Here is a 20,312-nt window from a genome sequence, read left to right as displayed (position 1 = left end):
ATCGACACTCCAGCCTACCCGCCCGCACCTTTGTCACCAGTCGATCGGCCGAGTCGAGCCGACCAGGCAACGCCCTTCTGCCAGTTGCGGCATCACGACGGTCACGACTTCGCCGGTCGACGGACCCACCTGACCGATGAGGCATTCGTCCTCACCCCACCGCACAGAGAACTGCAGGCTTTCGGCAGGGTTCCCCACCGTCGACTGGTCCTGCGTGACCTGCATAGCAGTGCGTTCGAATCCCGCCGCGGTCAGCGCATCGACGTACGCACGGCCCGAACCTCGATCCTCCGAACTCCAGACTTCTTCTGCGACCGCCGTGAACACGGCGAGGTTCTCGGAGGCACTGCCGCTCGGAACGAGTGTCGGCGGCGCCGACTCCGTGCCCGGCGACGCGGCCCCTGAGGCCGAGACGGACGGCGTGGCGGAAGGCGCGGGCGCGGAGATACAACCGGTCAGGGCGAGCAGAGCAGCAGAGCCCACGATCAGCGACATCATCGGACGCAGGATCGAGGAAGCCGGTCGACGAAGCACGTGCCGAGTCTACGGCCCCCCTCGTCCCGTCCGCGGCGCCCGGTATGAGCGTGCGCCCGCCATCGACTGCGATGGCTCAGGCCCCGGCGGTGTGGGCGCGTTCCTCGTCTGCTGACGGCACCGCCCACGAGAGATCGAGATCGGGCAGGTCCTCGTCTTCCGTCGCGTCTCGCGCGTCCGCTTCATCATCCGCGGTGTGATCGATGTCTGTCTCCGCAGCGGTGTCCTCCGCAGTTTCGGTGGCATCGGTACGCCGCCGCGGGCGATAGGCGGTCGTGCCCCAACGAAGGTCATGCCCGATCACATCCGCGTCGATGTCGACGCTCGTGCCCTGCTTGCCGTTGTTCTCCCAGGTGCGGATCTTCAGGCGCCCGGTCACGATGATGCCGTCGCCGGTGCGCAGGGAGGTCTTCGCATGCTCGCCGAGCTGACGGAACGCCGCCACAGAGAACCAGTTGGTGCCGGCATCGATCCACGTCTGCGTCGCGGTGTCGAAGCGCCGGTGGGTACTGGCCATACGGAAGTTGGTGACCGGGATGCCTCCCCCGGTCTGCCCCTGGACGGGGTCGGTGGCCACGCGGCCCACGATGGTCACGGTATCGATCATGTTCGCTCCTCTCGACGCCCGAACGAGATGCCCGGGTCGATCCATCGTGGGCCGCGGCGTCACGCGACTCCGGCCGCGAATGCGACACCGGTGGATACAGCGGCTCCGGGTGATCTTGTGCAGAAGTGGTCGCTAAACGTCCGGGCGGCCGAGGTGGTCAGAATGTCGGTGGTCGGTCATATGTTCGAAAGCAGAAAGGAGTTCCGATGTCTGACAGCAAGACCACCTACCTGCCCGAGGTTCCTTACGCGACGCCTCGGCTCTCCTCCCCGCGCGAACACCTCGTCCGGGCCGCCGATCACCTGTGGCGCGTCCAAGACCGGACAGAGCGCGTGCTGGGCCACCTGCGCATCGTCGCCGACCCGCTCGGCCTGCGGTATCGGGCGGAGCGCTTGCATCTGGCCACCGGCACCTTCCGCCTCGTCGGCGAGTTCTGGCGACCGGACGACGCCGTTGCGGCACTCCGATACTCGTAGGCTGCGGCTTCCCGCGACCAGAGTTTCGACCGGACGAACAATGGCGAGGAAATAAGCGCCCCCGGCAGGATTCGAACCTGCGACCAAGAGATTAGAAGGCTCCTGCTCTATCCCCTGAGCTACGGAGGCGTATACCTCTACCGTACCGCGCCCCGAAGCCGATGTCGGGCCCGTCGATAGTATGGCGGCATGGTATCTGCGTCCGAGAACGATCGTCTCGTATGGATCGACTGCGAGATGACGGGACTCGACCTCGCCGTCGACGAACTCGTCGAAATCGCCGTCGTCATCACCGACTTCGAACTGCGTCCCATCGACCCGGGCTTTCAGGCGGTGATCCGCCCGAGTGATGCCGCACTCGCGAACATGAACGATTTCGTCACCACCATGCACGAGACATCCGGCCTCATCAACGAGATCCCGCAGGGCGTTTCCCTTGAAGAGGCCCAAGCACAGACACTGGCCTACATCCGGCGGTTCGTGCCGCTGGAGCGCAAGGCACCTCTCGCGGGCAACACGATCGGCACCGACCGCATGTTCCTCGCCAAGTACATGCCGCAGGTCGATCAGTGGCTGCACTACCGAAACGTCGATGTGTCGAGCATCAAGGAGCTGTCGCGCCGCTGGTATCCGCGAGTGTTCTTCCAAGCTCCTTCGAAAGACGGCGGTCACCGCGCTCTCGCCGACATTCTGGAATCGATCCGTGAACTCCGGTACTACCGTCACGCGGTCTTCGTCGATGAGCCGGGCCCCTCGAGCGACGACGCCCGCGAGATCGCATCGCGCACGGTGTCGGAGTTCACTCCCAACATGTAATAGACTCATCTGGTTGCCCGCTCCGGTGGGCACATGGTGGGTATAGCTCAGCTGGTAGAGCGCTGGCTTGTGGTGCCGGATGTCGCGGGTTCGAGTCCCGTTACTCACCCCAGTAGGGAGTAGGGCAGGCGGGGGATGAAACCCCCGCCGCCTACATCCCCGCCTACATCGCTTCGGATCACGCCTCAATCGAGGGAGTGATCATGAGTGGCGAAACCATGCTGACGCAACCCGAGTGCATAAGCATGTACGGAACGCACTGTGCGCGGCATCTGCCCTGCTGTACGTGCGGATTCCATCCGCAGGGCACGGAGGTCTCAGAATGACCCCCGTTCAGGCACCCCGATGGACTCGTCTTCTTGTCCGGATCGGCATCGGACGTGCCCGGCGCACCTTTCTTGGGTGGCTGGACGGCCCACACCTCCGCGACCAGTGGCGCAGGAGCAAGCAGATCCGCGCGTTCGAGGGGTTGCGCGCGCTCGATGCCGAGATCTGCGCATCGATGAACTACCAGGGTTGCTGCGACATGCACGACCCTGCAACCGGTTCAGTGTCCGACCCCCAGCGTAGGAATGGGGAGTGACCATGGACGACTTCGAACGAACGGTATCGGACCACTTGAGGTCGACCATCACGGACGATGGCGAGCTCAAGATGTCCGTGCACGCCACACACGCAACCCGCAGCGCGAGTATCACAGTGAGCGCCGAGGCCACCGTCAAGATCGAACAACACCAGGATTGCGCGGCGCAGGGCCGGAGTGACCACTGGACGTTCGAGCAATATGGTGATGAGAGTGAATGCTTTGGCTCGTTCTCCGAAGCCGCTCGCGCCGCACAGGTGGCTTTCGTTGAGCATGCCGCGGGGTTCGGGGACCGACAGTGAGTATCGAGGCTGTGGCGACTGAAGCCGTCAGTATTCGCCTGACCATTGGTTCATCCTCATACGTTCTCGATGAGGTCATCGATACTGCGGACACATTTGCTGCGCTTCGAGTCGGTCGGGGCGTCGCTCAGGCAATCATCGAACATGGTTCCCTCGTGTCCGATCCCCAGGGTAGGAAGAGGCCATGAATACTCGCGAGGAGATCGTCACGGCGACTGCGAAAGCGATCCGCGCCGAGATCGAGCGACAGTACGAGGATCGCCACGATGGCCCGTTCACGCTCCCGGATGACTCCGACGACTCACTCTTGATCGACGGCGTTGTGAACCTGCTAGAGATCGCAGAGAGCGCGCTAGTCGCTATTGAGGCATCCGGCGACCATGGCTAGCGTCTCTTCCCGCACCCTCAAGTCTGGCGAGGTGCGTTGGCGCGTCCAGGTGCGCTACAAGGGCCGCATGAAGCAGACCACGTTCCTCGAGCACAAGGGTGCCGAGGACTACAAGAAGCTGGTCGAGCGCGTCGGGTGGGAAGCTGCCGAGCAGGTTCGAAAGTCGCGCATGAACCGCGATGCTGGCACGCCAACCCTCCGCGAGTACACCCACCGCTACCTCTCCCCCGACAGTGGTCTACTGACCGGTGTGGAGAAAGGCACGCGGGAGGGCTACGAGGCTGTCGCTGAGCGATCCTGGCTGCAGATGCTCGGTGACGTGCCGATCGACCTCATCACGAAACCCGACGTCGGCTCGTGGTTGGCATGGCAGGAACGTCAACCCGTGTGGCGTGATCGACACAAGCCGGCCGCTGATCAGAAACTGGTGTCGGCCAAGACGGTGAGGAACTACCACGCGCTTCTGTCCGCGGTGTTCAAGTCTGCTGTCGAGGAAGGGTTTCGCACGGATAACCCCGCGTTCAAGATGCGTGTGACTCGGGGCGTGAAGCGGGAGAACGTGTTCCTCACTCCTAGTGAGCTCTCCACGATCCTTCACATGCTCCCGGCGAGGTATCAGCGTGTAGTGCTGTTTCTCGCCGGCACCGGTCTGCGCTGGGGTGAAATGACTGCACTCACGTGGGGGGACGTGAACCTCCACGGCAATCCCCCAACGGTGCGAGTCACGCGCGCGTGGAAGAAGTCGAAGGGCGCCCCGGTCCTGAGTTACCCGAAGTCGTCTAAGTCGCGGCGCTCGGTGTCGCTGAGTGCGAATGTCTTGGGGATCATGGGCGAACCGGGAAAGTCGGATGAGTGGGTCTTCCCCGCACCGCAGGGTGGACACATGTGGCACGGCGCGTTCTACACGCGGGTGTGGCGGAAGGCGGTTGCGGATGCGTCCGATGTGGAGCGGTGTCGAGCGATGGGCCTCGAGCCTTTGCGTCGGGAGCCGACTGTGCACGATCTGCGACACACTCACGCATCGTGGTTGATCGCTCAAGGGAAGCCGCTCCCCCATATCCAGGCGCGCATGGGGCATGAGTCGATCACGACCACCGTGGGGGTGTACGGGCACCTTGTCCCGGATGCTCACGAGCAGATGGCGATGGCGATTGACGTGACTCTCGCCGATGTTCGGATGCCTCTAGCGATCACTGAACACGCCGATTCGTAAAACGTACTTGACATGACCGTAATTACAGACACATAATGGTCTCATGAGCGCAGACAGCAACTACTCGGGCCGGCGGGTCGTGATGATCGCCAGAAGATGATGAGGGGTCAACGACGACCCCGCCAACGGCAAGAAGCATCAGCACCCAGCACAACCGAGACAACGAGGTCTCCCGTATACGCAGAAGAAGCCCCCGCCGTGTTGAGGCGGGGGCTTCTCTGCGCGTCTCACCAGTCTCAGTCGTCCCGCTCAAACCGTTTCGCGCGTGATGCCGCCCAGATACCTAGAACCACGAGGGCGACTGCTACCCAGGTGAGGATCACGTTGGGATGCTGCATGGCAGCAACGTTGAACACGAACAGGATGAGTCCGGCGCCGACGCCGGCCCACGCAAGGGTTGTGTAGGAGTTCTTGGTCATGGCTGCACCTTACGCGGCCGAACGCCTCTCCCGCTGCTGTGCCCTCTGTGCGGCCCGTTCCCTGACAAGTCGTGCGGTGACCGGGTGTGCGGCGATTCCTTCCGCAGATCGCGCTGCACGGCCCAACAGAACGTAGTAGCGGACTTCGGTGATGCCGAGTTCGCGGCGGATGCGTTCGTTCTTCGCTGACGACTGGTACGGGTGTCGGGTTTCGAAGGCGAGGAGGGCTGTGGGGTCCATCCGTACATGATCCATGAGGGGTCGGACATCGGTGTCGGTGTGGTCGCGTAGCATCCGGTCATGCCATCACGAGGACTCTCCCCCGACGTCGCACTCACCGTCCACCTCGACGCGATCTGTTCCCGCAACCGGTACACGACAGACCCGGGACCGGTGATTGCCGAGTTGCGCGCCACGGCCGGAGACCGGGTCGACATACTCACCGAATCGGTCGGCGCGTGGGTCGGGTACTTCGAAGACGACTACACCCGGATCTTGTGCACGGCGCTGCGGGAACTGCCCGGACTCGAACCGTGGATCACACTCGGGCGGAAACGGTTCGAGTCGCCACATCATCGGACTCCGGGCGTGCTCAATCACAGCAGCCTCGGCTGAAGCGGCGGGGAGAGGCTGGCGGTGTACCCTGCACATATGGATGCCGCGACTTGGACTGAATCGCCCCTTATGGTCGCGATCATGGTTCTGATCACGCTGGCAGTCGTCGGCATCGCGGTGTTCGACTCGATCGGCACATACCTCCGCGAACGCGCCATCCGTAACACCGTGAAGCGTTGGATGGCAGCTCGCGACGAGAAGTAGCAGCCGGCCCCGCCCTTAGAATCAAGCTCATGTCTTCCACGCGATCAACGCGCGCGATCAACGACGCCCATGTCCGTTCACAGGTCGCGCGGTCGACGCTGCTTCAGCGGGCGTCAGTGTTCGCCCTCTTCGCAGTGTCGCTCGCGGTCTATATCGAGGCACTCCGAGTTACGTACTCGGAGTTCATGGCCCCTCGATTCGGATACCTCGGGTGGATCTACCGCGAGCCCGACCCGCAGTGGATGCTCATCTCATATGCGCTGCTGCTCGGCGTATCCGCGTTCCTCCCCTACACGGCGCGAAAGTTCTCTCAGTACGCGGTGTGGTTCTTGTACGCCTCGCTGCTGGTTCCAGTCACCACGTTGCCTCTCTACGGTGGCGGCCGACCACCCGAGGACACTTTCATGTTCGCACTCTTCTGCTCCGCGGTGTGGATCGGTGTCGCATTGATCTTGCGCCGGGACGCCGCCTTGCTGGTCCCGGTGAAGGCGAGTGGTTCCGGCCTTTTCTGGACCGTCGTAGGCTCGATCTCCGTCATCACCTACGTGTACCTCGCGGCGATCTTCGGGCTCACATTCAACATCGTCTCCGTGTTCGAGATCTACGACATTCGGCTCTCCTACCGAGACGAAGTCATCCCCACCGTTCCGCTGCTTGGATACCTCATCACCAACCAGGGCAACGTCATCAACCCGTTCCTCATGGCGTTTGGGCTGCTGAAGAGGAAGTATTGGCTGTTCGCCCTCGGCATCGTCGGTCAACTGCTGATCTACTCCACCACCGGATACAAGACGGTTCTCATCTCGATCCCCCTGTGCCTCCTGCTGGTGTTCCTGCTGAAGAAGCGCACCAGTGTTCTCGGCGCAATGGTCGTCTTCGGTGCCGCGGCTCTCGCATGGCTGGCGATCGCCATTGACCGCATCGTGCCTCTCGGTGTCGTCGACGTGCTCGTCGCCCGCACATTCATGACTGCGGGGTATCTCATGCCGTTCTACCGTGAGGTGTACGACGGGGGTGCGTGGGCGTTGTGGGACTACTCGTTCCTCAGCCCGTTCGTCACCGCACCATACGACACCTCCCCTGGCTTCCACGTTGGCGCGGTCATGATCGGACGCCCAGACGTGCAGATGAACGCCAGCCTGTTCGCTGACGGTTACGCAAACCTCGGCTTCGCGGGCATCATCATCGAGGCGGCAGTCCTCGTGGTGCTGCTATTCCTTGTGGACAGCGCGAGCCGCGGCCTCCCTCCCGCGCTCGTCGTATCGGCCGGTCTCCTGCCCGTGTTCTCGCTTGCGAACGGGAGCCCGTTCAGCGCGATCCTCAGTTACGGATTCGGCCTCCTGATCGTCCTCCTCGCGCTGTATCCACGCGAGAACGCAGAAACGCCCCTCGCCAATCCCAAGACATGGGCAGAGCGACGGGTGAAGCATGGCGCGATCAAGCGACGCCCGGTACGATCATCATCATGACTCCGATTGAGCGTTTCGTCCGCGCCATGACTGCTTGGTTGCAGCCGCGTTGCGCTGAGTGCGGCGCGCAGATCGAAAAGGATATGGCCTTCTGCTCGATCGAGCACGCGGACGCCTACAACGATGTTCACGCCTGGTAGTTCAGATACAACGAAAGACCCCCACCCGCCCGAAGGCTAGGTGGGGGTCTTCTTGTCAGCGAGCGTTGCCGATAAAGTGCGCGATCGCGACATCGGCCCAGAGCTGCGAGCCGGTGTCGAGTGGATGCACGCCGTCCGGCATGATGAGCGATTGGCCGTGGTCGGGTAGCGACCAGAATGCCTCGAACACGGGCATGTATCCCCAACCCTTCTCGAAGGCGTGCGCACGCAGCGCCGCCGCACGCGGAGCATGGAACGGTGCGGCCGGAAGTGGTGGGAACTGCGGGTTCTGCGGCACCGCGACGGGCTTGGTTGTCGGATATTTCGCCTTGACGGACGTCCAGTAAGCATCCATCGCCGCGACGAAGTTCACCGGGCTCATGACATTCTGGTTGTGTCCGAGTGACACGTACACAACATCCGGCTCGGTGGGGATTACCGCGTCGAGGTTCGTCTGGTGATAGGCGATCGACGCGCCCGGATACGAGCCGTTCCGGAACCGGATAAGTTGCCCCTGACCCATGAGTTCGTGCGCGTGAATCGAGAAACCCGCGACCTTGAACCCTGTCGCTGCGCCGGGGCTGCCGATGCCGCCACGGGCGTTGCCGGACGTGAACAGTTCGACCTCTGTGGCACTCAGCGTGGTCGTCGTGGTGACGCCGTTGGCGATTGCCGTGACCGTGCTACCACTAATTCCGATCTCGACGTCGAACGTGTTGACCGCATTCGGGGTGAGGCCAAGGGCGCCGCCGGTCGCAATCAGAGCCGCAGTGCCGCCGACCCGCTTGAAGATGCCCCACGTGACAACCCCGGTCGTGGAGACGTTGATGTACACCCACAGATGATCGCTGTTCGTCGCGTACGCACAATACACGGCGAACTGCTTCGCGACCGCTCCGGGCGACGTGTCGATCTCCACAGCGAGAGCGCGTGACGTCATCTCGCCGCGCTTCCCCGAATCAATAGTGTGCACCGCGCCTACCGCACTGTTCGTGAGGACCGCCTTCGACCCGTCGAGCGTCCACACTCCGGTTCCGTTCGTTGTCCACGTCTGTCCAGTGTCGGCGACCGACCCGGCCAGCGCGCCAGTTCGGGTGAAGGTGTCAAGCACCGCCTGTCCGTCGAACGGCGGGACGTATGTGCCCGCCTGGATCACCTGCGTCGTCGGATAGTTCTTCGTCGCGTCGGCCCACAGCTGGTACTCGAGGCGGGCGTTCGGCGCGAGAGCCGCGATCGCCTGCATGAGCTTGTAGGCCCACTCGTTCACGTCGTTGCCGGTCGAGTCGCCGGCGATCTGCAACGTGCACGGCAGACCCATGGCGAACTTTCCAGCGAACCGAGACATCCCTGGGTCCGAACGCAACTGTGACGAGTACACGTCAGCGTAACGCGCCGCCAGCGCCTGTGCGGTTTCGGTCGTGGGCGTGCTAATAGCTTCCGAGAAGGCCACATCGTTGCCAACCGCAACAGGGCTCGCGATCGGACGGGCCAGATGGAAAATGGCGCCACGGCTTGAAGCCGTTCCCACCATCTCGACATACGACTCAGCGTCCGGGGCGATTACCTCGACCTCTGCATAGTCGATAGAACCTGGGTCGCCCTTCTCGCCGGGAGCGCCACCGAATGTGCCCAACTGGGTCACCCCTACGGGAAGTGCCATGTGATTCTCCTAAGCTCGGGTGACGACGCCCCACGGGTTCGGGGGCAGTGTGTCGATGTAGAGGCCAGCGGGAAGCGGGGCAGGGGGCCACGGTGGACCAATCCATACGGCGAGCAGCGAGCCGCCCTTCATCCCACCGATGTTGCCGCCGCCCGCCACGGCGGTGAACTTCCAGACGTCAGTTCCGGCGTAGTAGGTGCCGTCGATGGTCTGCTCGAACCGAGCAACCTCGATGATGTAATCCACGCCAGGAGACCCGCCCGTTGTGGGTGTCAGATCACCGGACGGAATCAAGTTCATCGTGAAAGCACCAGTAACCGGATCAACGGTCACCGGCACTGGCACATCCGAGATGAGACCGTCAGGGCCGAATGCCTCCACCTCCGGGTGCACGGCCATGCGCGGCATGAGCGCCGTGAGGGCACCGAGGCCGATATCGGCCAGCGTGCCCGTGTATGCGTAGGTGGGCATGGGTACTCCTCGGGTCAGTGCTCGGGTTCGGCGGGACCAGAGAAGGTGCCAGACCCGTTCGCGGTCAGAGGCCCAGTGATCGTGATCTCCCCCGACTTGTACGTCACGCCCTCACCGCTTGGCTGGGCCATCACAACTGCGGCCGTGTCGTTCGTCGTTCCCCGGAATGCAACCGAAGTGAGGACAGACACTGCCGCCGCCAGTCCGGACACGGAAAGAACCGCAGTGAGATCCATGTCCAAGAGGCCGGGGATCGCATCGGCCGTCAGTGCTGCAACCGCCGCTTGTGAGAACGTTGCAACCGCACGGTCGAACGTGTCGATCCAGAACTGCTTGTTGGCGTACTTGCTCATGATTTCTCCTTGTCGGGGTGAATGGTGGTGACCCGTTTCGGGTCGGTCTTCTCGATGTCTTCGGGTGGCGCGTAGCCGGCGCCCTGACGCTTCGGTACGGGGTGGCGGGCGCGCTGGACGTGCAGCAGGCCGGCGAGAGTGGCCCATGCTTCGACGAGAAGCAGGGTGAGCAGCACCACGAGGATCGAGTACCGGCCTGGGTAGCTCGCCGGGGCCAGCGTGTCGATGACAAAGAACCCGACCAGGGCTGCCATCGTGAGCTTCTGCGAGAACAGGGTGATGCCCTGCCATGACTCGAACGCAGGCGAATACCGTGCGTATCGGTACGCGAAGATCACGTACGCCAGGCACAGCAGCGTCAGGATTGTGGTGAGGGTGGCGGTCATGGCGATGTTGTTCACGATGCCCCCTCCATTCGCTGGTACAAGGTCTCGAGGTAGTGGTTCTTGCCGAGGCGTTCGATCTGGACGCCCGTCAAACGTTCAATCAGGGGTGCCTTCCGGCGAAGATTTACCAGCTCGGCGCGGTTCTCCTCACGGAGCTGCACAGCCTCGTGAATGTCGTTCGGGACGGTGATTACCGGTTTAGGTGCTGGGGCTGTCCGTTTGCGCCACACGATCGCCACCGCCTTCCCGTATGACGGTTCCGAAGAACTCGGCGGGAGCGCGGGCGGCATCAGCGAACTTGCCGAGCTGCCCCGACTGCTCCTTGATGACCACATGCCCTTGTTGGGCGGTCTCTTTCCATTCGTCGCCACGCTTGTTCGCCAGCGCAAGATTCGTGGCATGTGCGGCATCGCGAGCGGCCAGCTCCCGCTCATGTGCATTCCTGGGAACGAGACGCCCCGTAGCGAGCAGCCAGTACAGAATCACCAGCAAGCCGAGCACAGCTCCGTACGGCGTGAGGTTCCAGATGCCGGGGAGTTCGAACGTCTCCGCCACTTCTGTCAGAGCGTCCATGGTTCCCCCTCCTGGGCGATCAGCCGTTGGGGATCTGGTCGACCTGAGCCTTCGTCAGCCCGCGCGCGAACTTACGCCCCGCAGCCTTCGCTGCCTCATACTCCGCGGTTGGCAGGGCGCGCTTTTTGCCGGTGACCGGATGAATCATGAAAGCCCGGTCGTGAGCTTCGCTGTACAGGTAGAGCGGTTCCATGTCGTCCTCCTCGGACTCGATTGGTTTCGGCTTGGGCTTGGTCTTGGGGCCGATGGGGTTGGGTAGGTGCCACGCGCCCGACGAGGTCTGCACGAGTGTGATGACTTCATGGCGGTGGTTGTCGCGCTCGGTGAAGTATTCGAAGTGCCAGCGTTCGACGAGCGTCCAAACGCCGTTGACCCAGCGGTAGACCGTGCGAATGAAACCGTGATCTGCGGCAATCGCGATGAAGCGCTGCAGCTCGTCGGAGTCGACAGCTTCGCCTTTCTGATGCACGCTCGGTGTGTCCGGATGAAGCGCGATCGGGTGGCCGTTGCGCTTGTAGGTGAGCCAATGCTCGTTCTGCTGCGCCCATGATCGGAGAGCTTCGGTGATCTGGCAGCGGTGACCGATGCGCTTATCGATGCGATGCAGCGACTTCGCCGCATTTTCGCGGAGGAAGCCCCGCCCACCGCCGAGGTTCACAATCCTCTGCACAGCGCCGCCCATCATGCGTCCTCAAAGAGGAGCTCGCCGCCATCGTCCAGGCGGACCGTCACAACACCGTCACCGTCTAGGTCAGCGCTTCCACCAATGTCCAGAGTGAGTCGTGGAGGCCCGTCTGGGGCGCTCAGGATGGCCCTGAGCGCATCGTGATCCGGGATGGATTCAGGAATCATGCTTCCTCCTCAGTTGCCGGGATCTCTTCTTCAAGCAGGAAGTCCCCGCCGAACCGTTCAGCCTTCACCAGCCAGAACACGTCTCGTCCCGGTGTGCCGTACACGGTGAACTTGCCGTTGAGCACATCGCCGGCACCAACCGCGAAAGGCTGACCAATCGGGGTGAGTTGCACGGTGCGATTCGCGGGCTTGTTCAACGCCTCGAAGTACTCAGGCAGGTCGACAACTACCGAACCGTTCGCGCCGATCTTCGCGCGCCCCGTGTACTCAGTCCCCGAAACCGGAGACTCAGTCGACCCGTGACGCAACCAGAATCCAGGCTTTGACGGGTGCGGCATCCGAAAGTTCTTCGGGCCAACCACGTTCAACTCGGCCGCAGTGATGACACCCAAAGCGATCACATCGCTAGTCGTCAGGGTTCCACCAGTACGAACGCCGTTCGCGCCCGTAAGCTCCAACTGGTCAGACGAATACACGCGACCACCGGTTGAACCACCACCATCAACAGTGACCGTCCCCACCTTCACGGACCCGCCACCCGACGGCGTGATCGTCACGGCGCCGGCTTTGATCTGCCCAGTCGAGACGGTCAACGTGGAGTTCAGAGTGGTCGCGCCGTCAATCTGAGTAGGACCATCAATATCCAGCGACCCACCAAAGGTTGCGTTTCCCGTGACATCCAGGTCACCCGAGATCGTCGTAGACCCTGCAATGATCGCACTGCCCGTAGTGCCGAAGTTCCCGCGAACCGTGGTCGTCCCGTTGAAATAGGACGGACCATCCCATTCGAGTGTGCCATCACCCTCAAGGCGACCAGAGACAGTCAACGTCCCCGAAACAACACCGGACCCAGTGACAGAAAGCCCGCCATTCTCGATTCGCAGCCACCCGCCACCATGAATGCGAATGCCATCGCCGCCAACAGACGCGTTCCGGATGGTCGCCTTGGATTCTCGGCGGATGTCGCGCTTCAACTCAGCGATAGACATGCCCCGGCCCGGGTGATCAACGCCCATCAGGCACCCCCAGTCGGCTGAACGCCAATCGTCTTGACATCAGGGCCAGGAACACGCGCACTAACCTTCACCACCCGCCGCTGATGCCAACCATCCGCAATCCACGGGTCGCCATCGAAATGCAAACGCACAGCATCCCCCACATCAACAGGGATGTCAGCATCGATTGTGAAATCCCACTGCCGCGTCGGGCCGCTATACATGACCAGGTCATTCGCTGCCATAGCCGAAAGTTGCGCCGGATTGTTCACATGCTTAGCCGACGTCGCACGATCAAGCAGCGGATACGGGGATGCCATGTTGCGTTCCGAACGAACAAGCATGTCCTGCTCAGAACCCTCGCCCAAATAGCGGGCATTGTTCGTCACCCGCAAAGCATCCGAAGACGCCGAGAACCCAACAACCGTCGAAGCCTCAGCAGTCACAAAGAACTCATGCGTGACACCCGACGACCAAGCCGGACCCGAACGGTACAGCCAATCAGCTTGACCGCCACCGTGCCACCGCGGTTTGAAATAGACATCCAAACCCTCAGCCATCAGATCTGAGAAAATGTCACCCGCAGTCTCCACGTTGTAGCCATAAAGAGAACGCGTCACAGTCGGACCCGGATAGTTCCCATCCAAAGTGACCGGGTAGCCCATCGCCGGAAGCTCCGGACCCAAACGTGCCCGGTTGATTACACCCGCACCAATAGCAGCAAGGCTGGCCTCGAGTGTGATAGACCAGTCCTCGACGTTCGGGGCGCTATGGTTCCACCCGCCACGGCGATCCAGAAGCTTCCACACATCCTGCAACTCGAGCGTGATATGCCCCTGACCGCGTACATACTTCTCACCCAACGGGTAGCCGATGAACTCAACAACCCCATTGCGCTCAAGAACGATCAGGCGTGCCCACTCCATCGTCAGATTGTCGAGTTGTGCCCGTGTGAACGTTCCATCGAGAGGGATCGTTATAGACCCGTCCCCACCCGCCGAAAGCAAACGATTGTACGACCATGCGGACGTCGGAATGCGATCAAGGACCGCACCTGAAATCGACTCACACGAGTACGCCTGAAGCTCAGCCATGCGGCCCCCTCAAGCTAGATGTACGTATCAGTGACCCGCTGAGTCAACGAACGAGAACCCGAAATCGTCGCCGTCACACCCGGAAGACCAGGCGGAATCGACCATGGCTGATACGTCGTGATCGCGTTGATCTGACGCACACCAGCAGCCGAATACAAGCCGCCGTTAATGAAGTCGATGTAATGAGCTGCAGCCGGCGCCGTAGCAACAACGATCAGCCGCCCATCTGGACCCGAGACCGTATAGCCACCAGAACCAGCACCAACAAGGAGACGCGGAGTCGCCGGGAAGTTGCCGTAATGGACAGCCGGAATACCTCCGCTGTACTCGCGAACCTCGCCGAAGATGCGCGGGTTCGGAGCCCACAACTGCACCCGGTAACTCGCCACCCGCCCGTACGACAGCATCTTCATGTCGAACTCGCTGGCACGCTGAACATTTGCCCAGCGACTGCCCGCGTTCTCCACCGAGATCTGACCGATGAGACCACCCGCGCCCGCACCAGACAGCCGGCGCATCGCATGATCCTGCTCCTGCGGGTTGTCGGTGAGGATCAGGCCACCCCACGAGATTGAACGTCCCGTGAGGTAGCCCGGTAGCGAAAAGGAACCATGATCGGCGGGACGCTCGATCTGCTCCATCCGCATATCCACACCGTCGACAAGCCAGCCACGCACCGAATCAGATTCGATCGTGTACGTCTCGTCGCGACCTGTGCCCTCGAACGTCAGACCCGCCCAGTGAATGCGTTCCATCACGCCTCCCTGAGTGCTCGATCAAACCTGTCGACCGCGATCGACGCGACCTGACCCTCACTCATGCCCGGTTGGGCGTAGATGTTCTGGGTGTTGTTGATCGGACGCCGCTCAACCGGAGCAGAACCTGACGCGCCCACCGAATACGGTGCCGGCTGGAACGCGCCCAACTGCCGTCCGACCTCCGCATGGATATCCAACGATCGCGACCGGTGCGCCGGGTCCATGGTGATGAAAGCCTCATCGTGACCAGCCTCGGCGAACTTGTGAATGCCGCCACTGGTAGCCGGGTAGATCCCTGACGCAAACCCACCAGCCGCGAACTCCTTCACCTTCCCACCCCGGTAGTAGTTACCGGTCGCGTTCGTGGTGCCAGGAATGGACACGTCGAAGTTGCCCACGGTGAACGATTCGAGCGTGATCGACTTGTACGAAGGGATCCCTGCGAGGGATTCCTTCAAGGCCTGAAGTTTCGCCTCAGCCTCTGCCGCCTCAACCGCGTACTTCGTCTCCTTGTTCTCTGGGAGATTCAGCCACGCCCGGTACACCTCATCGATGCCCGCCTTCACCTGAGACGCAGACCCCAACTGCTGGTCAGCCCACAGGATCGCCTCTTCCCGATCCATGCCCTTCGCCTCGAGCATCCCGACGACAGCCTCACGGCCCTTGTCCCACTCGGCCGCAGCCTCAGCGACAGTCCCGCCATTCTGGATGATCGCTTCCGCTGATAGCCGGTGAGACTCTTCAACCTCGCGTACGGAGTCACGCAGTCGAATGGATGCGTCGTTCGTCCCATCGAGCGCCGCACCCTCAGCCTCAGCTGCCTCAGTGAGTGCATTCAACGCCGATAGGGCGGCATCGTTCGCCTCACCCATCGTCAGCGCATTCCCGGCGATGTCGGCAAGCGCCTGAGCGGTTCCCTGCAAGGCCGTGTCAGCCTCTTCGGCAGCAGCCTGCATCTCGGCCAGTGCGGCGTCAGCTTCAGCCGAAGCGTCCGGCGCCTGCTCCATCGCCAGATTCAGAAGCGCCTGAGCGTTCTCCGCATCCGACATGCCCGTGACGTTGACGCCAAGCTGGTTAGCCTGATCGATCAACGCCTTCTTGTACGGACCCATCGCATCGAGCAACTGCAACTGCTCGTCGTTGTTGAGTTCATACTCTTCTGCGAGCAACTGGAACGCCCGCTGTGCTGCCGGAAGATCCGACTGAGCCAGAGTGCCGAGCTCTGTGCCGATGTCCCGCAGTGAGGAACGGAGGGCTGCACTGCCACCCACGCCCGCGAGGAACTGGTTGGTTGCAATCTGGTCCAACGCCGTCTTGAAGGACTTTGCGCTTCCCGTTGCTAGATCCAGTTGCGAGATGAGGGCGTTGTCGGAAGCCGCAAGAATGTCCTTGCCGGAATCGGCGTTCTGCAGCACGTTCTGGAACTCTTCGGTTGAGGTCGTCAAGGCTTCCTGTGCCGCAGCCAAGCCAGTCACAACAGTGCCGGCCGCGACCATGGCAATGCCCCATGGTCCGGCGAGAAACGCGGTCATGCGCCCGAGGCTCCCGCGGGTAACTGCCCCCGTGATGCCCAGAGTGGTCAGCGACGTCTTGAACAGCGCGACCTGTGGGACGGCCAACAGCGCGGCCCCACCCACAAGAGCGACACCGCCCGCAACTGCGACCATGATGCCCGCCGCGGCCTGCAACGGCTCCGGCAGATCACCCATGAAGCCCGCGAAACCTGCGACAGCCTCAGATGCCGCCGCCAGAGCAGGCAAGAACACAGCCCCAAAGTCGATCGCGGCATCCTTGATCGCATTGCCAGCGATGCGGATCTTCGACTCTGCAGTCTCGTACCGCTTCGCTGCCTCTTCCGTCAGAGCGTTGTTCGCCTCAACCTCAGAGTTTCCCTGCGCCATCGCCTCGGAGAAGATGTCAGCCGCCGCGGATGAACGCAGCAACGCGTCACGCATCCGAACTTCGGTGATTCCCAACTCTGCGAGAACGCCCAGTGCGGAAGAACCCTGCGCCTCGGCGTTGGCGAGACCCTTCACGAACAGGGCCATCGCTTCGGAAGGTGCAGCCCTCCACTGATCCGCGAACGCCTGCGCCGAGATGCCAGCCGTGGAAGCGAACATCTCAAGCCGTTCGCCGCCCTCTTCGACGGACGCGGCCATATCGATCATGACCTTCGACATAGCGGAGCCGCCAGCCTCAGCTTCGATACCCACACTTGAAAGCGCCGTAGCAAGGCCCAGCGTCTCGCCCTCAGTCAGTCCGATCTGACGGCCAGCACCAGCAAGACGCATCGACATCTCGAGGATCTCGGATTCGGTGGTCGCATAGTTGTTCCCGAGCCCGACCAAAGCCGAACCCAGATTGGAAACCTGATCCTGCGAGGTGCCCATGACGTTCATGAACCGGGCGAGCGACGTAGCCGCTTGATCGGCGGAAAGGTTCGTCGTCTCTCCGAGGTCGATCATCGTCTTCGTGAACGCGACAACGTTGCCCGTCTGGACGCCCAACTGTCCTGCCGCCTCAGCGACACCAGCGATCTCAGAATGAGTCGCCGGCAGAACGCCCGTCAGCTCGCGCAGACCTTCCTCAACAGCCGACAGTTCCTCTGCCGTACCATCGACAGTCTTCGTGACACCAGCCCACGACGACTCCCAGTCCGTCGCAGCCTTCACTGCAAGACCGGTGACCGCCGTGAGCGTCGCACCGAACCCGAGAGCCGCCGTGCCGAGAGTCTGGAATGACTGCTGCTGCTGAGCGAGCTTCTCCGTCTTCGAACCGAGCTCCGTTGTCTTCCGTCCGGCCTCGTCCATACCCTGCAGGTACGACTGCGCCTGCAGGATCAAGCTGACTTTCACTGTCCGGTCTGCCATGACACCTCCCGGATCGTGTTCAGTTGCTAGTGGTCAATCCGGTACGGGGCAAAGATGCGCGCGCGTGACGGGTCGTCCTTGAAGTCGGACTCGCGCGCCTCGACGGCAGACGTCGCAAAATCACGGATCACGCGCACGCCGTACTCCCACTGCCTCTCCGGGTTGTCCGGGTCAGCGAGCGGAGACGTTGTTTCATCGAGCGGCAAACCATGAGGGCCAAGGCTCGACTCATGCTCCTGAAGCGCGGCGAGCATCATGTACTGCTCGTCATCGAACTCCGGTTCGCGAGTAACCGTGACAACCTTCCGACCCTCCGCGTCTACTTCTTCGCGGTGGACTTCTTCCGGCTCCCAGCCCCAGAGTCGCCGCGGCGCGATGCCGAGGCTTCGGGCGACACGGAGATCCCGAAGGAGTCGCGTGTCGTCGCGGAGCCTGAGCCTAAAAAATCGATCGACTGCGCCCCGGCTGTGCGGTTCACATTCAGGACGGCCTGAGCAATCCGGTCATGCTCCCCATCGGTGATCGTCTTGTCGAGTTCTTTCCACTCATCCGGGCTGATGTCGTGCTCATCGCCAGACTCGTCCACGTACTTGGCACTGTTTTTCGCCGCGAGCATGAAGAACTTCGACGGGTCGAACGACTCGCCAACCTTCCCCTTGCGCGGTGGGCACGCGAGTAGCCACGAGTTGTACTTGAGCCGATCAACGCCCGTGATGCGCAGCGTGATCGACGCTGCACCGATAGCATCCTCCACAGCGGTCAGACGCGCCTGTGCGTCCTTATCGACAGCGGGTGCTGCCATGCGTGCATCGTTGGCATTATGGCGCTGAGAGCGCGCCACGTTGGCGAGCAGTGATTCACGCTCACCGAGCAGATTCTTGTCCAGGCAGATACGCACATCCTCGGAGGGCATGCGGCCGGATTCGAGACGGGACAAAAGGTTAGACACGGGGAAAGCTCCTAAGAGAAAAGGTCACGGGGGTTCACGGGGAGGCCAGGGTGTCCCGCCCCGTGAAAACCGGGACACCCTGGGATCTGTTACGCGCCTGCGACGAGTTGCTTGAGCTGGGTCCACGCACCGGACACAGCGACTTCCTGCGTGATGCGGTCGATCGCGTTGTCCTCAACAGGCGGGAAGAACTGCTCACCCAGGCTGATCGGGGTGGCCTGATACCAGTCGCCGACGTCGAACGTGTCGGAATCCTCATCGACCTGGAACAGCTCGACCAGGATTCCGTCAGTGCCCTCGACGAGAGCGAGGCGGGCAGCATCGTCCTCGGGGGAACCCAGGTTGGTCGAGTATCCAAGGCTCATGTCCTTCGACTTCGACCCAAACCGCTGGAAATCCTGCGCTGAGCAGTACCGCGAGTCGACGATCTTGTTCTGAGTGAGCGACTTGTTCAGACCGCTCGACCTCATGATGTAGCAGGAGACGTTCTCTCCTGCCGTGACCTCGGTGACAGTGATGGCATCGATGTCCGCGACAGTTCCGGGGATGAAGACGACGCGGCGCGTCCCCATGCTGGGAACACCCGCTGGGATGGTGAGACTCATGGGTTACTCCTTGTCGGTTTTCACGGGGGCGGTTTTCCGACCGGCCTTGAGGACGTTCGGCTTGGGACGACGCGGGCGCGTCGTCTCCGGGTATCGCTTCGGATCGACCTTCGAGTACTTCTCTGGGTCGAAACTCTGCGCGGGGATGTCGAACTCGTGCCCGGTGGCCTTGTTCTTCACCCTCATGTAATGGGTGGTCATGGGGTCTCCTTAGGCGTTGAATGCAGGACGAACCGGCGCACCGCGAAGAACTTCACCGGCTGTACGTCGTCGTCTTTCTGGACGGGTTGAGAACCAGCCGGCTGCAGCTTCCAGCAACGCCGGCCAGGAACCTCGAGCACCACATCGTTGAGTGCAGCGAGAACACGCCCGTCAACCCACGTCGCCTGCCAGCGGTTGTCGCCAACGGAGTGGATCGTGAACGTGATGTCGACGTCCTGATGTTCGCCGAGGATCGAACGAGGCTCGAAGAACCCCGTGTCGTGCCAGACGTTCACGTAGCGTTCCGGGTCGCCTGTCACGTCACCCTCGAACACGTCATCGGACAATTGCGCGTCGGCTCGGATGCGAGCGAGGACAGCTTCTACGTGACGCTCGATGAGATCAGCCGGCGTCATAGCCCCACCGCCTTGAGAGCATCCTCGATCGCACGATCAACGCCACGTTCGAAGTCGGCTTCGTTCTCCTGCAGAGCTCCGTGCATGATGCCCTGCGGCGGGTTCTTCACCGATCCGAATTCGATCAGGTTGCCGAGAGCACCCTGCGGACGGTCCTTGTCCGGGCCGATCTCCGCTGAGAGTTGCGAGCCAGCAGAACGGCTGCCGCTGCCCTCGATGTCGTAGGTGATCGAGTACGGGAAAGCGGGGGCGTGCGCCATACCGGTTGCGTTCTCGCGGGCCGTGTCGCGCACATGGCGTGCAGTGACCTCAATCGCCTGACGTAGGGTGCGGCCAGACCGTTCCGGCACCTCGCCAAGATCG

The 20,312-nt window shown here is 62.3% G+C and carries 29 protein-coding genes and 2 tRNA genes; 10 read left to right on the top strand and 21 right to left on the bottom strand.

From position 1 onward, the window contains the following. Window positions 1-33 precede the first annotated feature (33 nt). Complete coding sequence (locus tag D7252_RS20120) at window positions 34-534, bottom strand: DUF6993 domain-containing protein (RefSeq protein WP_308162500.1); 501 nt, start codon at window positions 532-534, stop codon at window positions 34-36. 76 nt (window positions 535-610) lie between these two features. After that, window positions 611-1,141 carry a single-stranded DNA-binding protein gene (locus D7252_RS14070; RefSeq protein ID WP_120775958.1) on the bottom strand — a complete coding sequence of 177 codons (531 nt, stop codon included), beginning with the start codon at window positions 1,139-1,141 and terminating at the stop codon, window positions 611-613. Between the two features lie 206 nt (window positions 1,142-1,347). On the opposite strand from D7252_RS14070, the gene D7252_RS14065 reads away from it, so the two are divergent. Continuing rightward, window positions 1,348-1,617, top strand: coding sequence for a hypothetical protein (locus tag D7252_RS14065; protein WP_120775957.1), 270 nt, complete (start codon window positions 1,348-1,350; stop codon window positions 1,615-1,617). 56 nt (window positions 1,618-1,673) lie between these two features. On the opposite strand, the gene D7252_RS14060 is transcribed toward D7252_RS14065, so the two are convergent. Then, window positions 1,674-1,746, bottom strand: a tRNA-Arg gene (locus D7252_RS14060). 60 nt (window positions 1,747-1,806) lie between these two features. Here D7252_RS14060 and orn point away from each other — a divergent pair. The 5 genes from orn to D7252_RS14030 all read left to right on the top strand — a co-directional run bounded on the left by orn (window position 1,807) and on the right by D7252_RS14030 (window position 4,919). Continuing rightward, window positions 1,807-2,433, top strand: coding sequence for an oligoribonuclease (orn, locus tag D7252_RS14055; protein WP_120775956.1), 627 nt, complete (start codon window positions 1,807-1,809; stop codon window positions 2,431-2,433). Between the two features lie 36 nt (window positions 2,434-2,469). After that, window positions 2,470-2,545, top strand: a tRNA-His gene (locus D7252_RS14050). A 467-nt stretch (window positions 2,546-3,012) separates the two neighbouring features. Continuing rightward, window positions 3,013-3,318: a hypothetical protein gene (locus D7252_RS14040; RefSeq protein WP_183055304.1), complete on the top strand. Its 306-nt coding sequence runs from the start codon at window positions 3,013-3,015 to the stop codon at window positions 3,316-3,318. A gap of 184 nt (window positions 3,319-3,502) precedes the next feature. Then, window positions 3,503-3,706, top strand: a complete 204-nt coding sequence (locus tag D7252_RS14035) for a hypothetical protein (protein WP_120775953.1) — start codon at window positions 3,503-3,505, stop codon at window positions 3,704-3,706. Continuing rightward, window positions 3,699-4,919, top strand: a complete 1,221-nt coding sequence (locus tag D7252_RS14030; protein ID WP_120775952.1) for a site-specific integrase — start codon at window positions 3,699-3,701, stop codon at window positions 4,917-4,919. Before D7252_RS14035 ends, D7252_RS14030 begins: the two co-directional genes overlap by 8 nt. A 236-nt stretch (window positions 4,920-5,155) precedes the next feature. Here the strand turns inward: D7252_RS14030 and D7252_RS14025 are convergent, their stop codons facing one another. Continuing rightward, on the bottom strand, window positions 5,156-5,338 hold the full coding sequence (locus D7252_RS14025; RefSeq protein ID WP_120775951.1) for a hypothetical protein: 183 nt from the start codon (window positions 5,336-5,338) through the stop codon (window positions 5,156-5,158). A gap of 9 nt (window positions 5,339-5,347) precedes the next feature. After that, window positions 5,348-5,578 carry a DUF3263 domain-containing protein gene (locus D7252_RS14020; RefSeq protein WP_215110953.1) on the bottom strand — a complete coding sequence of 77 codons (231 nt, stop codon included), beginning with the start codon at window positions 5,576-5,578 and terminating at the stop codon, window positions 5,348-5,350. A 60-nt stretch (window positions 5,579-5,638) separates the two neighbouring features. Between D7252_RS14020 and D7252_RS14015 the strand changes: the two genes are divergently transcribed. The 4 genes from D7252_RS14015 to D7252_RS20115 all read left to right on the top strand — a co-directional run bounded on the left by D7252_RS14015 (window position 5,639) and on the right by D7252_RS20115 (window position 7,766). Beyond that, window positions 5,639-5,953: a hypothetical protein gene (locus tag D7252_RS14015; RefSeq protein WP_120775950.1), complete on the top strand. Its 315-nt coding sequence runs from the start codon at window positions 5,639-5,641 to the stop codon at window positions 5,951-5,953. A gap of 81 nt (window positions 5,954-6,034) precedes the next feature. Beyond that, on the top strand, window positions 6,035-6,157 hold the full coding sequence (locus D7252_RS20430) for a hypothetical protein (protein ID WP_259461104.1): 123 nt from the start codon (window positions 6,035-6,037) through the stop codon (window positions 6,155-6,157). A 29-nt stretch (window positions 6,158-6,186) separates the two neighbouring features. Continuing rightward, window positions 6,187-7,626 carry a hypothetical protein gene (locus D7252_RS14010; RefSeq protein ID WP_120775949.1) on the top strand — a complete coding sequence of 480 codons (1,440 nt, stop codon included), beginning with the start codon at window positions 6,187-6,189 and terminating at the stop codon, window positions 7,624-7,626. Continuing rightward, window positions 7,623-7,766, top strand: coding sequence for a hypothetical protein (locus D7252_RS20115; RefSeq protein WP_183055303.1), 144 nt, complete (start codon window positions 7,623-7,625; stop codon window positions 7,764-7,766). Before D7252_RS14010 ends, D7252_RS20115 begins: the two co-directional genes overlap by 4 nt. 55 nt (window positions 7,767-7,821) lie before the next feature. Here the strand turns inward: D7252_RS20115 and D7252_RS14005 are convergent, their stop codons facing one another. The 16 genes from D7252_RS14005 to D7252_RS19845 all read right to left on the bottom strand — a co-directional run bounded on the left by D7252_RS14005 (window position 7,822) and on the right by D7252_RS19845 (window position 20,209). Beyond that, window positions 7,822-9,426 carry an SGNH/GDSL hydrolase family protein gene (locus D7252_RS14005; protein WP_120775948.1) on the bottom strand — a complete coding sequence of 535 codons (1,605 nt, stop codon included), beginning with the start codon at window positions 9,424-9,426 and terminating at the stop codon, window positions 7,822-7,824. Window positions 9,427-9,435: 9 nt separating this feature from the next. Next, window positions 9,436-9,897 (bottom strand): hypothetical protein, encoded by a 462-nt coding sequence (locus D7252_RS14000; protein ID WP_120775947.1) that lies wholly within the window; start codon window positions 9,895-9,897, stop codon window positions 9,436-9,438. 14 nt (window positions 9,898-9,911) lie between these two features. Continuing rightward, window positions 9,912-10,250, bottom strand: coding sequence for a holin (locus tag D7252_RS13995; RefSeq protein WP_120775946.1), 339 nt, complete (start codon window positions 10,248-10,250; stop codon window positions 9,912-9,914). Then, window positions 10,247-10,651 (bottom strand): hypothetical protein, encoded by a 405-nt coding sequence (locus D7252_RS13990; protein ID WP_120775945.1) that lies wholly within the window; start codon window positions 10,649-10,651, stop codon window positions 10,247-10,249. Before D7252_RS13990 ends, D7252_RS13995 begins: the two co-directional genes overlap by 4 nt. 183 nt (window positions 10,652-10,834) lie before the next feature. Then, on the bottom strand, window positions 10,835-11,209 hold the full coding sequence (locus tag D7252_RS13985) for a hypothetical protein (protein ID WP_120775944.1): 375 nt from the start codon (window positions 11,207-11,209) through the stop codon (window positions 10,835-10,837). Between the two features lie 19 nt (window positions 11,210-11,228). Further along, the gene (locus D7252_RS13980; RefSeq protein WP_147406748.1) at window positions 11,229-11,894 is read right to left on the bottom strand and encodes a hypothetical protein; all 666 of its coding nucleotides are present in this window, start codon (window positions 11,892-11,894) and stop codon (window positions 11,229-11,231) included. A gap of 163 nt (window positions 11,895-12,057) precedes the next feature. Beyond that, entirely contained in the window at window positions 12,058-13,077 is a 1,020-nt protein-coding gene (locus D7252_RS13975) for a hypothetical protein (protein WP_120775942.1), read from the bottom strand. Beyond that, the gene (locus D7252_RS13970) at window positions 13,077-14,150 is read right to left on the bottom strand and encodes a hypothetical protein (protein WP_147406746.1); all 1,074 of its coding nucleotides are present in this window, start codon (window positions 14,148-14,150) and stop codon (window positions 13,077-13,079) included. Before D7252_RS13970 ends, D7252_RS13975 begins: the two co-directional genes overlap by 1 nt. Before the next feature lie 14 nt (window positions 14,151-14,164). Beyond that, a complete protein-coding gene (locus D7252_RS13965; RefSeq protein ID WP_120775940.1) occupies window positions 14,165-14,905 on the bottom strand; it encodes a hypothetical protein in 741 nt (246 codons plus the stop codon). Further along, entirely contained in the window at window positions 14,905-17,778 is a 2,874-nt protein-coding gene (locus D7252_RS13960; protein ID WP_120775939.1) for a phage tail tape measure protein, read from the bottom strand. Before D7252_RS13960 ends, D7252_RS13965 begins: the two co-directional genes overlap by 1 nt. A 26-nt stretch (window positions 17,779-17,804) precedes the next feature. Further along, entirely contained in the window at window positions 17,805-18,035 is a 231-nt protein-coding gene (locus tag D7252_RS13955; RefSeq protein WP_120775938.1) for a hypothetical protein, read from the bottom strand. Between the two features lie 62 nt (window positions 18,036-18,097). Next, the gene (locus D7252_RS13950) at window positions 18,098-18,691 is read right to left on the bottom strand and encodes a hypothetical protein (RefSeq protein WP_120775937.1); all 594 of its coding nucleotides are present in this window, start codon (window positions 18,689-18,691) and stop codon (window positions 18,098-18,100) included. A gap of 125 nt (window positions 18,692-18,816) precedes the next feature. Continuing rightward, entirely contained in the window at window positions 18,817-19,332 is a 516-nt protein-coding gene (locus D7252_RS13945; protein ID WP_120775936.1) for a hypothetical protein, read from the bottom strand. 3 nt (window positions 19,333-19,335) lie between these two features. Beyond that, a complete protein-coding gene (locus D7252_RS13940; protein ID WP_120775935.1) occupies window positions 19,336-19,533 on the bottom strand; it encodes a hypothetical protein in 198 nt (65 codons plus the stop codon). Continuing rightward, window positions 19,530-19,949: a hypothetical protein gene (locus tag D7252_RS13935; RefSeq protein ID WP_120775934.1), complete on the bottom strand. Its 420-nt coding sequence runs from the start codon at window positions 19,947-19,949 to the stop codon at window positions 19,530-19,532. The genes D7252_RS13940 and D7252_RS13935 overlap by 4 nt, the downstream gene beginning before the upstream one ends. Continuing rightward, window positions 19,946-20,209, bottom strand: a complete 264-nt coding sequence (locus D7252_RS19845) for a hypothetical protein (protein ID WP_147406745.1) — start codon at window positions 20,207-20,209, stop codon at window positions 19,946-19,948. Before D7252_RS19845 ends, D7252_RS13935 begins: the two co-directional genes overlap by 4 nt. Between the last annotated feature and the right edge of the window lie 103 nt (window positions 20,210-20,312).

Origin of the sequence: Microbacterium sp. CGR2, from assembly GCF_003626735.1 — a bacterium.
In the GTDB taxonomy this organism is placed as follows: Bacteria; Actinomycetota; Actinomycetes; order Actinomycetales; family Microbacteriaceae; genus Microbacterium.
This window is presented reverse-complemented; position numbering and strand designations above follow the sequence as displayed.

Coding starts and splice junctions, on each gene's coding strand:
- D7252_RS14070 (WP_120775958.1), bottom strand. CDS start 1,141: ATGATCGATACCGTGACCATCGTGGGCCGCGTGGCCACCGACCCCGTC.
- D7252_RS14065 (WP_120775957.1), top strand. CDS start 1,348: ATGTCTGACAGCAAGACCACCTACCTGCCCGAGGTTCCTTACGCGACG.
- orn (WP_120775956.1), top strand. CDS start 1,807: ATGGTATCTGCGTCCGAGAACGATCGTCTCGTATGGATCGACTGCGAG.
- D7252_RS14035 (WP_120775953.1), top strand. CDS start 3,503: ATGAATACTCGCGAGGAGATCGTCACGGCGACTGCGAAAGCGATCCGC.
- D7252_RS14030 (WP_120775952.1), top strand. CDS start 3,699: ATGGCTAGCGTCTCTTCCCGCACCCTCAAGTCTGGCGAGGTGCGTTGG.
- D7252_RS14025 (WP_120775951.1), bottom strand. CDS start 5,338: ATGACCAAGAACTCCTACACAACCCTTGCGTGGGCCGGCGTCGGCGCC.
- D7252_RS14020 (WP_215110953.1), bottom strand. CDS start 5,578: ATGGACCCCACAGCCCTCCTCGCCTTCGAAACCCGACACCCGTACCAG.
- D7252_RS14015 (WP_120775950.1), top strand. CDS start 5,639: ATGCCATCACGAGGACTCTCCCCCGACGTCGCACTCACCGTCCACCTC.
- D7252_RS20430 (WP_259461104.1), top strand. CDS start 6,035: ATGGTTCTGATCACGCTGGCAGTCGTCGGCATCGCGGTGTTCGACTCG.
- D7252_RS14010 (WP_120775949.1), top strand. CDS start 6,187: ATGTCTTCCACGCGATCAACGCGCGCGATCAACGACGCCCATGTCCGT.
- D7252_RS20115 (WP_183055303.1), top strand. CDS start 7,623: ATGACTCCGATTGAGCGTTTCGTCCGCGCCATGACTGCTTGGTTGCAG.
- D7252_RS14005 (WP_120775948.1), bottom strand. CDS start 9,426: ATGGCACTTCCCGTAGGGGTGACCCAGTTGGGCACATTCGGTGGCGCT.
- D7252_RS14000 (WP_120775947.1), bottom strand. CDS start 9,897: ATGCCCACCTACGCATACACGGGCACGCTGGCCGATATCGGCCTCGGT.
- D7252_RS13995 (WP_120775946.1), bottom strand. CDS start 10,250: ATGAGCAAGTACGCCAACAAGCAGTTCTGGATCGACACGTTCGACCGT.
- D7252_RS13985 (WP_120775944.1), bottom strand. CDS start 11,209: ATGGACGCTCTGACAGAAGTGGCGGAGACGTTCGAACTCCCCGGCATC.
- D7252_RS13980 (WP_147406748.1), bottom strand. CDS start 11,894: ATGATGGGCGGCGCTGTGCAGAGGATTGTGAACCTCGGCGGTGGGCGG.
- D7252_RS13975 (WP_120775942.1), bottom strand. CDS start 13,077: ATGGGCGTTGATCACCCGGGCCGGGGCATGTCTATCGCTGAGTTGAAG.
- D7252_RS13970 (WP_147406746.1), bottom strand. CDS start 14,150: ATGGCTGAGCTTCAGGCGTACTCGTGTGAGTCGATTTCAGGTGCGGTC.
- D7252_RS13965 (WP_120775940.1), bottom strand. CDS start 14,905: ATGGAACGCATTCACTGGGCGGGTCTGACGTTCGAGGGCACAGGTCGC.
- D7252_RS13960 (WP_120775939.1), bottom strand. CDS start 17,778: ATGGCAGACCGGACAGTGAAAGTCAGCTTGATCCTGCAGGCGCAGTCG.
- D7252_RS13955 (WP_120775938.1), bottom strand. CDS start 18,035: ATGATGCTCGCCGCGCTTCAGGAGCATGAGTCGAGCCTTGGCCCTCAT.
- D7252_RS13950 (WP_120775937.1), bottom strand. CDS start 18,691: ATGCCCTCCGAGGATGTGCGTATCTGCCTGGACAAGAATCTGCTCGGT.
- D7252_RS13945 (WP_120775936.1), bottom strand. CDS start 19,332: ATGAGTCTCACCATCCCAGCGGGTGTTCCCAGCATGGGGACGCGCCGC.
- D7252_RS13940 (WP_120775935.1), bottom strand. CDS start 19,533: ATGACCACCCATTACATGAGGGTGAAGAACAAGGCCACCGGGCACGAG.
- D7252_RS13935 (WP_120775934.1), bottom strand. CDS start 19,949: ATGACGCCGGCTGATCTCATCGAGCGTCACGTAGAAGCTGTCCTCGCT.
- D7252_RS19845 (WP_147406745.1), bottom strand. CDS start 20,209: ATGGCGCACGCCCCCGCTTTCCCGTACTCGATCACCTACGACATCGAG.